Origin of the sequence: Wohlfahrtiimonas chitiniclastica, from assembly GCF_002252325.1 — a bacterium.
Taxonomy (GTDB): domain Bacteria; phylum Pseudomonadota; class Gammaproteobacteria; order Cardiobacteriales; family Wohlfahrtiimonadaceae; genus Wohlfahrtiimonas; species Wohlfahrtiimonas chitiniclastica.
This window is the reverse complement of the sequence record NZ_NEFL01000003.1, coordinates 327,855-341,422: the sequence shown is the minus strand read 5'-3', so window position 1 is coordinate 341,422 and position 13,568 is coordinate 327,855. Positions and strand designations below refer to the sequence as shown.

Genomic DNA, 13,568 nt, shown 5'->3' with positions numbered 1-13,568 from the left:
TTTTTTCAGCGAGGGAGACTTAAACAACTATCTCAACCTCTCAAAACCCTTCAAACTCACCGCTTTTCAGCAGCGCCTCGTTCAGAAGAGGTGCTCATTATAGATAAATTCAGAGAGGTGTCAACACTCTTTTTCAATTAATTTTAAAGTATTTCACAAAAACCATATTTAACAATAAGATAAAGCATAAAAATAATTGAAATTATTGTGCGCTGAGTTCTATAAAGCGCGACACCGTCATCTTTTCTGTACCATAAAAGCCATTTAATGCCTTTAAAAAACGTGCGGCACGGGGCGGAATGTCATCATTTGCCAACATTTTAATCACATTTTGGCGCACACTTTCACGAAATGCCACATGATCAGGCTCAAAATCGCCCTCTAAATTATCGCAACTGACATAAAACGGCACATTCGTCGCCAAACAAAAGAGCCAATCCACCGATTGCGGACGAATCTCCATCTGTTGAAATTGATTTTGCTGATCTTCCGTGCGCCCATCTGGGCAATACCAATAGCCATAATCTTCCAATAAACGGCGTGCCTGTCCTGCAATGCACCAATGAGAGGTTTCGTGCAGCGCACTGGTAAAGTAGCCATGGGCAAAGACAATTTGATGATATGGCACCACATCATTGGCAGGAATATAAATGGGCTCATCCTCCCCTTTCACCAATAGAGTATTGAATTCATCGTAAAATTCATCCTTAAATAGACGAATCAAATCCTGATAATCATGCACTTTGCCACCTTTATTCATAAAAAAATCCCCAACGAGTGGGGATTATAATCAATTGTTCAATTTGTTACAGTTAGAATGCTGCTTTGAAGATTGCAATCACTTCTGCTTCATCGCCTTTACGTGGGTTCGTGAAGGAGCAAGCATCTTTCAATGCATTTTCTGCCAAGATTGTGAAATCTTCTTCTTTCGCACCTAAATCTTTTAAGCCTGCAGGAATGCCCACATCTTGACTTAATGTACGAATCGCTGCAATTAACGCTTTTGCACCTTCTTCATCACTCATCGCGCGAGTGTCGATGTCAAAGCATGCCGCTAAATCTTTTAAGCGCCCTGCCGCCACTTTCGCATTGTATTCTTGTACGTGTGGCAATAAGACTGCGTTACATACGCCATGTGGTAAGTCATAAAAACCGCCCAGTTGATGCGCCATTGCGTGCACATAACCTAAAGATGCGTTGTTAAATGCCATCCCTGCTAAAAATTGTGCGTACGCCATTTGTTCACGGGCATGCATATTTGCGCCATCATTCACTGCATCGCGTAAATTTTTATGAATGAGCGCCACCGCTTTAACGGCACATGCATCTGTGATCGGTGTTGCCGCCGTTGATACATAAGCCTCAATCGCATGCGTCAATGCATCCATCCCTGTGGCAGCTGTTAATGATTTTGGCATGCCTTTCATCAATTCAGGATCATTCACGGATAATAATGGTGTGGTGTGCGCATCTACAATCGCCATTTTAATGTGGCGTGATTCATCTGTAATGATACAGAAATAGGTCATTTCAGAAGCGGTACCCGCAGTTGTGTTAATGGCAATCAATGGCAACTGAGGTTTTGCTGATTTATTGATGCCTTCATAATCGTTGATTTTACCGCCATTCGCTGCCACTAAAGCAATGCCTTTAGCACAGTCATGCGGAGAACCGCCACCTAAAGAGATGATGGCATCACAATGCTCTGCTTTTAAAATTGCCAAACCTTCTTCCACGTTTTTTGTGGTTGGGTTTGGCTTAGTGCCTGAGTAAACGGCAGATTCAATGCCTTTATCTTTCAAACCTTTTACAACTAAGTCAATGATACCTGCGCCTTTTAAGCCTTCATCACTCACGATTAAGATTTTTTTAAAGCCTTGGGCTTTAATGTCGTCATACGCGAGATCGAGTGCACCTGCACCCATAATGTTTTTAGAAGGCATTAAGAATTGTGTGGCCATAATATACTCCTTACGTTTAAAGAGGTGATTGAATAAAACTTTATTATTGTCTGACTACTTTACTCACTATACAGAAGTGATCTGCCATTGATCCTGAGCTAGATCATACTTTATGTTAATTTTAGTAACCTTGTGCCCTATACTGTTGATAGTATTGTAACACTTTTGGTACATAATTCATCGTTTCTTTAAAAGGTGGGATTTTATTGCCATATTTACGTACAGAGCCTTCACCGGCGTTATAACCCGCTAAAGCAAGCGAAACATCCCCAAAATAATCCAACAACCAACGCAAATAAGCAGCGCCACCGCGCATGTTTTGAATGGGATCATAAGGATCATCCACCCCAAAACGTGCCGCTGCAGCCGGCATCAATTGCATCAATCCTTTTGCACCCGCATGGGAGATGGCATTTGGATTATAAGCAGACTCCACCGTAATCACCGCATGCAACAGCGCTGGCTGTAAATCATATTGCCGCGCCACCATCGTAATGTAAGGCGCAAAGCTATCACGCCCTTTCATAGTGGGCAACGAAGGGGGCGGACGAAGAATGGGATTAACGCCTGCAGCCTCAATGCCATGATTGGCAAATGCGCGAGGGCGCGGGAAATCCCCTTGGAACTCAGAGCCATCAGACACCATCGTCACCGTGCGGCTAAAGCGCGGTGCATTGAGCAATTGCTGCACATCTTCCACCGCATTGTCTTCTTCCATAATGGGCGAGAGTCGTTTCACAAGCGCCCCGCCCTCAATCGGATGATTCACATAATGGGTTTGCCCAAACTCATCTAAATACGAATAAATGTCGGCATGCGCAACGAGCGGCATCAACGTCAAGACGCTGGCTCGAAGGATGCTTTTGATGATCATAGAGCGTTGGCTCACAACACTTAACGACGCTTAAACAACAAATCCCAAACGCCGTGACCTAAGCGTTCGCCGCGGGCTTCAAATTTTGTTTTTGGTCTAAAGTCAGGGCGCGGCGCAAAGCCTTCATAACAGTTTTCAAAATCAGGATGCGCCGTTAACACTTCCATCATCTGTTCTGCATAATTTTCCCAATCAGTGGCTAGATGTAAAATGCCGCCTTTGCTCATTTTTGTCGCCAATAAATTCATGAATTCAGTTTGCACCAAGCGACGTTTATGGTGTTTTTTCTTGTGCCAAGGATCTGCAAAGAAGATTTGCACACGATCAAAGCTGCCATCTTTAATTTTATGTTTGAGTAATTCCACTGCATCTTCATTGGCAGCACGTAAATTGGTCAAACCGCGCTTTTCCACTTCTAACAATAAATGCCCAACACCCGGACGATGCACTTCTACGCCCAAAAAGTCACGTGTTGGCGCAGCTTCTGCCATTGTGGCTAAGGATTCACCATTGCCAAAGCCAATCTCTAAAGTGCGTTCTGTATTCGTGCGCCCAAAGAGCTGATCTAAATCGAGCACATCCCCTAAATCTTCTTCACGCAATAAATATTCGCTGCTCTCTAAAACGCGTTCTTGCCCTGCTGTCAGGCGCCCTTCGCGTTTGACAAAACTGCGCACTTCACGCATATAAACCGGCTTTTCTGTATTACCCATAAGTTCTTTCGACATATTGTTTCACAATCTCTATAAATTCATCTGCAATTCGGTCACCTTTTAACGTCACCGTTTTTTGTCCATCTTCGTACACAGGCGCCACCGGTGCTTCACCGCTGCCGGGCAAACTGATGCCAATGTTCGCTAATTTTGATTCACCAGGACCATTGACCACGCAGCCCATCACCGCAACCACCATCGATTCAACACCCGGATAAGTGCCTTTCCATTGAGGCATCACTTCATCTAAGTAACCTTGAATGTCTTGGGCTAAACGCTGGAAGTAATCGCTGCTTGTGCGCCCACATCCTGGGCATGCTGTCACTTTCGGTGAAAACAGACGAAGCCCTAAGCTTTGCAAAATGTCTTTACCCACCATCACTTCTTCAGTGCGTGGCGCCCCTGGCAATGGCGTTAAAGAGACGCGAATGGTGTCGCCAATGCCTTGCTGCAAAATCACGGACAACGCCGCCGTCGATGCCACAATGCCTTTAGTGCCCATACCAGCTTCTGTTAACCCTAAATGGAGCGGTAAATTTGTTTGCATCGCCATGCGCTGATACACGGCGATCAAATCTTGGCATTGGCTCACTTTGACAGATAAAATCATCTGATCATCACGAAGCCCCAAAGATTTGGCATACGCAACGCTCTCTAATGCTGACACAATCATCGCTTCACGCATGATCATCTCATTGCTCAGTGGCACCGCGCGATCCTGATTTTCGCTGAACAATCTCGCCAGCACAGCTTGATCTAAACTGCCCCAATTGACGCCAATGCGCACCGGCTTTTGAAATTTCACTGCCGCTTCAATCATGGCAGAGAACTGCTCATCACGCTTTTGACCGCGCCCCACATTACCCGGATTGATGCGAAGTTTCGCCAATGCTGCTGCGCATTCTGGATATTTCGTCACCAAACGATGGCCATTGAAATGAAAGTCGCCAATGACCGGCGTATCGTACCCGCGCTTTAACAATTCATCGACAATTTTCGGCACAGATTCAGCCGCTTTTTCGGTATTGACGGTGATGCGCACCAACTCAGAGCCCACATCCGCCAATTCAATGATCTGTTGTGTGGTGGCCGCGACGTCTTCGGTATCTGTATTGGTCATCGATTGCACACGGATGGGATAATCCGATCCAATGCCGACCTTCCCAACCATCACTTGCGTGGTTTGACGTCGTACAATTGTATTAGTCATTAGAGAGACAAATCCTACTCAAAATAAAGCGTTTATTATCGCTAAGTGCACCTTATAACTCAAGAAGAGAAAATTCCACAAAGATGATTTCAAGGTTACAATGGGTGACTTTTTACCAACAGGGAGTTGTTTTATGAGTTATTTAGCATTCAAGGCTTGGCACATCATCGCGATGGTGACGTGGTTTGCAGGCCTCTTTTATCTACCGCGCTTATTTGTGTATCACGCCATGAACAAAGATCCACAAACAAATGAAACCTTTAAAGTGATGGAGCGTAAATTGGCCATCATGATGGACATTGGCGCCTTTTTCACCATTGCATTTGGTATCACCATGATTGTTAAAAACCCAGCCCTTTTAAAAATGGCATGGTTACACATTAAATTATTATTGGTGGTATTTTTAGTGGCTTATCATGTGATGTGCCGCATCTATGTGAAAAAATTCCGCTTAGACCTCAACAAGCACACCCATAAGTTCTACCGCTTATTCAATGAATTGCCAACGGTACTCCTTGTGGCGATTGTTTTATTGGTGGTGTTAAAACAACCGATGTCTTTTAGCTAACGCTCAATCAGACATAACAAAAAAGCCAAACAATCGTTTGGCTTTTTGATGCGTCATGCGTTCATTAATCAATGTGATCTTTTAATAATGCAAGCACGCCTAATGTACAAATCAAAACTTTACCCGTCGTGAGGGTTAAATAGACTTTTTTATCTTTAACATTGATCAAGGTGATGTGTTCAATGGCTACAAATGAATACTGGCTACGATGCGCGGCGCCCACAATAATCTCTCGACCCGTGTCACGGTCAACCGTTCCCAAAATATTAACTGTAACGAATTTCATATAGTTCCTAACCTTTTTGATTTTCTGTTATTACAATTCGTTTAATTCTGTAATACACTTGCCTTTCAATCAGATGATTATAAACCAATCGAACTCAAATATCCTAATGAAATAATTACCTTCCGTAATGATCTCAGTAAGGCGAATTAAAACAAATAGTTATGAAAATTATCGAACCATTGACCTCTAAACTCGAAGGCAGAGTGCTCATTGAGGCATCCGCAGGCACCGGCAAAACATACACCATCACCACACTTGTGATTCGTTATCTGCTGGGCATTGGCGTTGCGCCCCTTCGCTTAGAAGACATTCTCATTGTGACGTTCACTAAGGCTGCCACCGCTGAGCTGCGCGTGCGCATCTACAGCCGAATTTTAGAGGTGCAAGAGGCATTTAAAACAGGCCACAGTGAAGATCAGCTGATTATGGAGATGCTCAAGATCGTCCCACAGACTGAGCATTACAAAGCCCGCCTCATTCTCAAAGAAGCAGAACGCCTGATGAGTGATGCGAACGTATTCACCATTCACAGCTTTTGTCAGCGATTTTTGAGCCAAAACCCTTTAGACTCCCATTTACCCTTTGATGTGCGTCTTGAAACCTCAGACACGGAACTGAAAACCCAAGCGGCCAAACAGTTTTGGCGCGAGGAGTGTTATTTTTTCTCAGAGCGTTTAGCGGCCATTGCCTTTCCTGTGTATAAAACGCCTGACCATGTACAAACCATGGTGTCGCCTTTTTTATCTGTGGCCGATACTTTAATCGCCCCTGACAATCTCTTTGCTTTAGAAGATGCCGTATTCAATGCCTTTAATGAGGATGGCGAACAAGACATCAATCAAATCAAAACCTTGCTCTGGAGCTATGCCACCAAAGCTTTTGACCGCATCTTTTTACGCATCAAAGGCAAACATGGCGTGTTGTTTTTCGATGACCTCATTCATGAAACGGCTAAACTCGTCCGACAAGCCACACCCACGCAACTTGCACACATTCAAAAACGTTATCAAGTGGCGATGATCGATGAATTCCAAGATACCGATCACACACAATATGAGATTTTCTCCACCCTCTTTGGTCACAGCAAAGAACGCACACTCTTGATGATTGGCGATCCTAAGCAATCCATTTATAAATTCCGCGGGGCAGACATTCACACCTATTTACAAGCAAAAGCAGCCGCTGAGCACAGTTATTCGCTGGGCACCAATTACCGTTCAAGCGCCGCTTTAGTCAAAAGCGTCAATGAACTCTTTGAGCAAACGCCCTACCCCTTTTTAAATGAAAACATTCCCTTTCAGCCGGTGAGTACGCCAGAAAAAGCAGCGCTGAGTTATCTCTCCATTGATGATGAGCCTCAAACAGGCATCACGATTGCCCATTTGTCGGGTGACAACAATAAAGGCACCTTTCAAGCGGCAACAGCGCATTACATTGCACAGCGCATCAAGTGCCTACTCAAAAGCGGTCAAATCCATAAAGATGGCATCCGCCGCTCGATTGAAAACAATGACATCACCATTTTGGTGCGTGATAAAAATGATGCCACCACGATTTTAAAAGCCCTTCGCGCAGAGAATCTACCGGCGGTGTACCTTTCTGATAAAAATAAAGTCTTTAAGAGTGAAGCGGCGCACCTCATTCATCTCTTTTTAAAAAGCTTATTAAACCTACGCAATCAAGAATTAATGAAGCAAACGTTTGCCTCTTTACTCTATCAATTCACCTTGCAAGATCTGCACAATGTGCTCCATGACCATTTGCAATATGAGTCTTTACTCTCCGAGCGCGAACAGTGCTTAGAGGATTGGGAACGCTTTGGCATCATCCCGATGGTGGATAAATTCCTTCATCGCCATGGACGCATTCACCGTTTTCGTAATCATCCGGAATTTGACCGCATCATGACGGACATTCGCCATGTGTGTGAATTACTGCAAGCCCAAAGCTTGTTAGCACCCACAAAAGAGGCATTGCTTGACTGGCTCAATCTACAAATGCAACTGCCCGATGAAGGCGGCGATGAAACCGCCGGGGGCAGCTATAGTTTGCGTTTAGAAAGTGAGATGAATGTCATCACCATCATGACCATTCACAGCTCAAAAGGGCTGGAGTTTCCCATCACCTTTGTGCCTTCAAGCCTAGAAACTCGTAACATTAAGCCGCCCTTTATTGTCGATGACCCAAAAGATCCAAACCTAAAAACCATTGACTTTCAAGCCAACCCTGACTTTGAAGCCGATGCCCTCACAGAAATGCAAGCTGAAAACATGCGACTGCTGTATGTGGCGCTCACGCGTGCAAAATATTATTGCGAGATTGCCTTGTCAGAAAATTTTCTGTCTGGCAAAAGCAACATCAATGCCAACATTGTGTATGCCAAGCTTTTTGATCATCCTGGCAATGAACCCTTTACGCTTGAAGCACTCCGTCAACTTCAGTCCGTCAATGTCATCACCATCAATGAGACGCCAAGCGTTCACTACGATCCGCCACCTGTGGTCAACGATGTTTTAAGCGCTGCCCATTTTCATGGACACATTAATCGTCGATGGAACATCTCTAGCTTCACACAATTGACGCGCCATGCACCAAACTCCTATTTTGCCGATAACCTCAGCGATGAATCCCCCATTAACCCTGACAGTGAACCTGATGTTCTACCCGATGAAGCGCTGCCTCCATCCATCTTCACCTTTCCAAAAGGGGCACAAACGGGCACATTCATGCACACTTTATTTGAAAAATATGCACCCCAGGCCATTTTTGAAGACAATCGACTCGCTGACCTCATCACAAAAAGCGCCTTGCCAGAAACCGTCACCACACAATTAGAGCTGTGGGTGCCCATTTTAGAAGCCTGGCTCACTAAAATTTTTGCCCATCCCCTGTTGCCTCATTGCACCTTTGGGGATGCGCTGCAGACAAACGCTCTGCATGAATTGGAATTTCTCTTTCCAGTGGCGCATTTAACGCCTGAGCGCTTCAATGATTTTTTAAATCAACACCGTGAGCAAACTGCCGAGCTTGATTTTTTCACACTCGAAGGCATGATGAAAGGCTTCATTGACCTCATTTTTATGCACGAAGGAAAATTTTACATCATCGATTATAAAACCAATCACCTTGGCAATACACTTAAGGATTATCAGCACGATGCGCTGCACCAAGCGATGCTTGACAACTATTATGATGTGCAATACCTCATCTATACCGTGGCATTGGTCCGTTATTTACGTTTTCGCATGTCAGATTTTGATTATGATCGTCACTTTGGCGGCGTGTTTTATCTCTTTGTGCGCGGCATGACAAATACCGGTGATACAGGCATCTATTACACCTTGCCAAGCCGTGATCACATCAACGCCCTAGATCAATTGATGGAGCAACCATGAGCGATTTATTAACGTATGCCCAATCATCAGGCTTTTTCACAAGCATTGATTGCCATTTTGCCAAAACCCTCAGCAAAACGGATCTAAAATTACAGTTACTGGCCCTCATTGTGAGCCGCGCTTATGGCTCAAAGCACACCATGGTGCCACTGCGCTACATTCATCATGAACGATGGTTCACCGGCTTTGATGCCCAAAAGATTGATGAATGCATGACAACCCTCAAACATTTGGCCGGCATTGACGCCATTGAGGATTGGGCGCCGCTGTTTGCTTGGATCAAGCAACAGCCTCATTATCCTTTAGCGATTGCCAATAATGGCGTTTATTTGGCTAAAAACCTCCACTACGAAACCATCATTGTGGATTTTTTAAAGCGCCATCAAGACAGCGATGCGAACATGCCAAGTGATGACACCATCGATCTTTTACATCAACTCTTTCCACGAAGCAATGAGATTGATCATCAAAAAATCGCCGCTGTCAATGCACTTCTTTCGCCCACCTCCATCATTTCCGGCGGGCCTGGCACCGGCAAAACCACCACGGTGATTCGCATTTTGATGCTGCTCCTCAATGAGCATCCGAATTTACACATTTCACTTGCCGCCCCCACGGGAAAAGCAGCGGCACGCTTGAGTGAATCCATTGAAAAGCAAAAAACCAACTTTAAAGCCCAGCGGCCAGAACTGACCCATTTACTGGATAAAATCCCCAATCAAAGCACCACGCTGCATCGCTTATTGAGTTTTAACCCCAATCAAATCAAGCCGCGTTATCATACGTATCATCCTTTACCCACCGACCTCATCATCATTGATGAGGCCTCGATGATTGATCTCTATATTTTCAATCTCTTGATTGAAGCTTTACCGCCGCATGTGCGCATCATTATTTTGGGCGATAAAGATCAGCTGGCCTCCGTGGAAGCTGGCGCCATTATGGGAGAGATTTGCCAAAACATCGGTTATGATGCCAAGCGCCTTGCCCTCATTGAAAGCATCATGGGGCAATCGTTATCTACTGAATTCACCCCAAAGGATGTGCCCCTTAATAATGTGACGCTGTTAACCAAAAGTCATCGATTTTCTGAGCATTCAGGGATTGGGCAATTGGCAAAAGCTGTCAATGAGCAGCATGCCCGCAGTTTCATGCCAATTGTGGCGCAATTTCCCGATGAGCTCACCTTCATCAATACTGGAGAAGTGGGCAACTGGCGCACGCTCATTCATGCACTACTTGCTGATTATGTTGCGCTGTGCCAAAGCAAAGCTGAGCCACACGTGCTCTTTGATGCGCTACAAAAGGTGCGCATTTTATCCGCCATCAATGTGTCAGAGTTCGGCACCCATGCGCTCAATGAATACATCAGCACCACACTGTTTAATGCTGATGGCAATGGGCTTTATCACGGGCAAGCCATCATGATTTTGCAAAATGATTATGTCAATCACATCTTCAATGGTGATGTGGGCATTATCACAGAGGACAATGGGCGCATCATTGCCTATTTTGAAAGTGACAATGGCGAATTAAGGGCGCTACCTGTGCAGCTATTGCCCCATTATGAAACGGCTTTTGCCATGACGATCCATAAATCGCAAGGCAGTGAGTTTGATCATGTGATGCTCGTATTGCCAGATTTTTACAGTAAAATCCTCACCAAAGAGCTGCTCTATACAGGCATTACGCGCGCTAAAAAACAGCTCACATTGATGGGTACGCCGCGCATCATCGAAACCACCATTCGCAATCATACCGAACGTTTCAGCGGCATTGGGGCGCAGTTAAATCGTATGTCGTGAGGTTTTAAGCAGTTCAGCACGGGCACGCCAATCCGGCAAAAAGTGCGTCATGAGCGCTTTAAAACGGTGATTATGACTGGCTTCTAATAGATGCGTAAGCTCGTGCACAACCACATACTCTAAGCACTCTTGTGGATATGCGGCAAGATAGACATTGAGCCAAATGCGCTGCGCACGCGGATTACATGTGCCCCAGCGCGTTTTCATTTTTTTAAGGCGCCACTCATTTAACGTCACCCCCATGATGGGCAACCACTTTTCTAATAATGGGGGAATCGCCGCATTCAATGCTTGCCGATACAACGCATCAAGATCACCCTCCCCCACATAAGGTTGCCCCCAAAGATAAACGCCATCTGTGGTTTTTGCTGCATCAAACGCCGCAAGCTTTGTTAAAACCCAAGGCTCATGATGCAGCAAAGCGGCTTCAAGAGCCGCTTGTGATAAATGCTCTGGCGCACTGACACACACTTGACCATCGCGTTGAATGCGAATGTATAAATGCTTGATGGGCTTTTTGACCACCACCCAATCAATATTTGTCATATTACGCCGGCATGCCGCTGTGGAAACGGAACACAGAATCCGGCGTTAAAATCGCCGCCTTTTCCACTTCTCCAAAGAACGCAATGCGCTCATCAATCGATTGCCCAGCATATTGCTCCGCTAATTTTAAATAATCCTGATAATGGCGCCCTTCTGATTTAATCAATGCATTGTAAAAATGGTTGAGCTCATCATCTAAATGCGGCGCAACACGGAAAAAACGCTCACACGAACGCGCTTCAATGTAAGCACCGATGATCAAAATATCCGTCAAACGCTCTTTCGCCGTTTTGCGTAAATGCTGACGCAAGCGATCTGCATATTTAGAGGCCTCTAAATAGCGATACGTCACATTGCGCTTTTTCATGATGGCTGCCACTTGCTCAAAATGACGCAGCTCCTCACGCGCTAAGCGGGACATTTTATGCTGTAAGTCCTCAAGCTCTGTGTATTTCATAATGAGATTGAGTGCGGTAAACGCCGCTTTTTTCTCACAATTGGCATGGTCAATGAGCAAAATGTCCATGTTTTCTGGCTTCTTTGCTTCATCAATCCATGCTTGTGGTGTTTCACACTGCAAAAATGTTTCAATTTCAGGTAACAAAACCGCCATTACACTGATTCCTTCGCCAAAGTTTGTAAAAAGATGATGATGGCATCGGACTCATATAACCACGTTATGGAGTTGTCCGGATTGATGATGTACAAGCATGGCACTTGGCGCTTGCCGCCATTTTCCATTAAACGTTTTTCTGCTGCAGGTTCTTTGGCATCAATGAGCTCAATGTTTAGATTCAAACGGCGAATCTCACGGCGCACTTTTACGCAAAATGGGCACGCATGATATTGATACAACTTTAATTTAGCCGTGGCTTCATCTAGTTTTTGTTGCGCTTCCACTGAACGCGCCATCGGCGTCGGTGCTGTGATGGCATCGACAGCTAAAATGATTTTCCCTAAAATCCAACGAATGGCTTTCATCATAATGTTTTCTCCTTATTCATCTCTTGCCACAATGTCCAAGCTTTGTAGCCACCTTCTAAATCGTACACTTCTTTAAAGCCTTCCTCTAACAGAATGTTACGAGCTTTTTCACTGCGATTGCCAGAGCGGCAAAATAGATACACCGGCTCATTTTTATTGAGGGTTTGAATGTTTGCTCTGAAATCATCGGCTAAAAAGTCGATGTTTTGTGCATTGTCTAACGTGCCTTCACTGAATTCTGCGGGCGTACGCACATCAATCAATTGCTGAGTACTTTTTAATGCCGCATAATCAGAAGGCTGCTGCAAATGCCCCTCCGCCATGGCAAAACCCGTTTGCAGGGCAAATGTCGTCATCAACACGCATAATAATCGGTTCATACTCTTTTTCTCCATCCTTCATACAAGGCTGACAATAACATCAAGCTCACCACCACAATGAAGGCCGTAAAGATCATCAACATCCATTCTGCCATATTCATGCCCATCAGCTGCCATGTGTCTTCCCCGCAAATACCAAACTGCTGAAAATGCGATGGCACCCAATGATTCATCGGCAGCCCAAAAGGGAAATCTGCATTCGTTAACGAGCAGCTGCTTGTGAAGGGATTATAATCAGGACTCAGGCGGTCTAAAATGATGCGCTCTAACTGATAGCTGTAGAGCCAACCTTTCACCAATGCCCACAAAACGCCCGCATAACCCACCACTTTACAGATCAGCGCTCGGGGATGAATGGCAGCAATCATGGCAAACACAAACGCCGCCACCAAGGCAAAACGGATGTACACACACTTTTCACAGGGATCTTGCTTTAAATGCCCTTGAAAATAGTACACCGCCACCAACTCAAGTCCGAGCGCCATAAAGCCGCCAAGCAACCAAAGCCAACGTTGATTTTGCCATGCTGCCAACTGTTTCATTCAGCTTGATCCGTTTTTTGTTTGTTCAAAGATTCAATCACCGCTTCTAACGCTTCAACGCGCTGCTTTAATGCATCGACTTCGCTGCGGGTTTTCAATAAAATCTTTTGTTGGATCTCAAACTCATCTTGCTTAGCAAACTTAAAGTTTGGCAAGAGGTTTTCCATTTGCGTTTTGACCATGTTTTCGATCTCCGCATGAGTATTTTTGAGGCCTTCAGGTAATGATTCTTGAATTTTACCGGCCATGCTTTGTAAGAAATCTTTTGGCATTGTGCCCTCACATTTTGGGATAAAAAAGCCCA

General features: G+C 45.0%; 15 protein-coding genes. 3 read left to right on the top strand and 12 right to left on the bottom strand.

All coding sequences use genetic code 11. The annotated features are described in order from the left end of the window. Positions 1 to 202: 202 nt before the first annotated feature. The 5 genes from B9T10_RS09315 to ispG all read right to left on the bottom strand — a co-directional run bounded on the left by B9T10_RS09315 (position 203) and on the right by ispG (position 4,758). Entirely contained in the window at positions 203 to 760 is a 558-nt protein-coding gene (locus tag B9T10_RS09315; protein ID WP_094538328.1) for an elongation factor P hydroxylase, read from the bottom strand. A 52-nt stretch (positions 761 to 812) separates the two neighbouring features. Then, positions 813 to 1,961, bottom strand: coding sequence for an L-threonine dehydrogenase (gene yiaY / locus B9T10_RS09310; protein ID WP_094538327.1), 1,149 nt, complete (start codon positions 1,959 to 1,961; stop codon positions 813 to 815). A 121-nt stretch (positions 1,962 to 2,082) separates the two neighbouring features. Next, positions 2,083 to 2,835, bottom strand: a complete 753-nt coding sequence (locus tag B9T10_RS09305) for a lytic transglycosylase domain-containing protein (RefSeq protein ID WP_094538326.1) — start codon at positions 2,833 to 2,835, stop codon at positions 2,083 to 2,085. Positions 2,836 to 2,855: 20 nt separating this feature from the next. Then, positions 2,856 to 3,548 carry a tRNA (guanosine(46)-N7)-methyltransferase TrmB gene (trmB, locus tag B9T10_RS09300; RefSeq protein ID WP_094538325.1) on the bottom strand — a complete coding sequence of 231 codons (693 nt, stop codon included), beginning with the start codon at positions 3,546 to 3,548 and terminating at the stop codon, positions 2,856 to 2,858. Next, positions 3,541 to 4,758 carry a flavodoxin-dependent (E)-4-hydroxy-3-methylbut-2-enyl-diphosphate synthase gene (gene ispG / locus B9T10_RS09295; protein WP_018122659.1) on the bottom strand — a complete coding sequence of 406 codons (1,218 nt, stop codon included), beginning with the start codon at positions 4,756 to 4,758 and terminating at the stop codon, positions 3,541 to 3,543. Before ispG ends, trmB begins: the two co-directional genes overlap by 8 nt. 133 nt (positions 4,759 to 4,891) lie before the next feature. Between ispG and hemJ the strand changes: the two genes are divergently transcribed. Continuing rightward, positions 4,892 to 5,326 carry a protoporphyrinogen oxidase HemJ gene (gene hemJ, locus B9T10_RS09290; RefSeq protein WP_018122660.1) on the top strand — a complete coding sequence of 145 codons (435 nt, stop codon included), beginning with the start codon at positions 4,892 to 4,894 and terminating at the stop codon, positions 5,324 to 5,326. A 64-nt stretch (positions 5,327 to 5,390) separates the two neighbouring features. Here hemJ and B9T10_RS09285 read toward each other — a convergent pair whose 3' ends face one another. Next, complete coding sequence (locus tag B9T10_RS09285; protein ID WP_008315313.1) at positions 5,391 to 5,612, bottom strand: hypothetical protein; 222 nt, start codon at positions 5,610 to 5,612, stop codon at positions 5,391 to 5,393. 161 nt (positions 5,613 to 5,773) lie between these two features. On the opposite strand from B9T10_RS09285, the gene B9T10_RS09280 reads away from it, so the two are divergent. Together B9T10_RS09280 and recD are read left to right on the top strand one after the other, a co-directional pair. Further along, on the top strand, positions 5,774 to 9,007 hold the full coding sequence (locus tag B9T10_RS09280; RefSeq protein ID WP_094538324.1) for a UvrD-helicase domain-containing protein: 3,234 nt from the start codon (positions 5,774 to 5,776) through the stop codon (positions 9,005 to 9,007). Next, entirely contained in the window at positions 9,004 to 10,812 is a 1,809-nt protein-coding gene (gene recD / locus B9T10_RS09275) for an exodeoxyribonuclease V subunit alpha (RefSeq protein WP_094538323.1), read from the top strand. The genes B9T10_RS09280 and recD overlap by 4 nt, the downstream gene beginning before the upstream one ends. Here recD and B9T10_RS09270 read toward each other — a convergent pair. Genes B9T10_RS09270 through B9T10_RS09245 form a run of 6 tightly spaced genes read right to left on the bottom strand, consistent with a single transcriptional unit; the run spans position 10,795 to position 13,536 of the window. After that, positions 10,795 to 11,358 (bottom strand): M48 family metallopeptidase, encoded by a 564-nt coding sequence (locus tag B9T10_RS09270; protein ID WP_094538322.1) that lies wholly within the window; start codon positions 11,356 to 11,358, stop codon positions 10,795 to 10,797. The two genes, recD and B9T10_RS09270, sit on opposite strands and share 18 nt — an antisense overlap. A gap of 1 nt (position 11,359) precedes the next feature. After that, positions 11,360 to 11,971 (bottom strand): MiaE family protein, encoded by a 612-nt coding sequence (locus tag B9T10_RS09265; protein WP_063503283.1) that lies wholly within the window; start codon positions 11,969 to 11,971, stop codon positions 11,360 to 11,362. Further along, on the bottom strand, positions 11,971 to 12,342 hold the full coding sequence (locus B9T10_RS09260) for a glutaredoxin domain-containing protein (RefSeq protein ID WP_094538321.1): 372 nt from the start codon (positions 12,340 to 12,342) through the stop codon (positions 11,971 to 11,973). The genes B9T10_RS09265 and B9T10_RS09260 overlap by 1 nt, the downstream gene beginning before the upstream one ends. Then, complete coding sequence (locus tag B9T10_RS09255; protein WP_094538320.1) at positions 12,339 to 12,722, bottom strand: rhodanese-like domain-containing protein; 384 nt, start codon at positions 12,720 to 12,722, stop codon at positions 12,339 to 12,341. Before B9T10_RS09255 ends, B9T10_RS09260 begins: the two co-directional genes overlap by 4 nt. Next, the gene (locus B9T10_RS09250) at positions 12,719 to 13,264 is read right to left on the bottom strand and encodes a disulfide bond formation protein B (RefSeq protein WP_094538319.1); all 546 of its coding nucleotides are present in this window, start codon (positions 13,262 to 13,264) and stop codon (positions 12,719 to 12,721) included. The genes B9T10_RS09255 and B9T10_RS09250 overlap by 4 nt, the downstream gene beginning before the upstream one ends. Then, on the bottom strand, positions 13,261 to 13,536 hold the full coding sequence (locus B9T10_RS09245) for an accessory factor UbiK family protein (protein WP_246781933.1): 276 nt from the start codon (positions 13,534 to 13,536) through the stop codon (positions 13,261 to 13,263). Before B9T10_RS09245 ends, B9T10_RS09250 begins: the two co-directional genes overlap by 4 nt. Between the last annotated feature and the right edge of the window lie 32 nt (positions 13,537 to 13,568).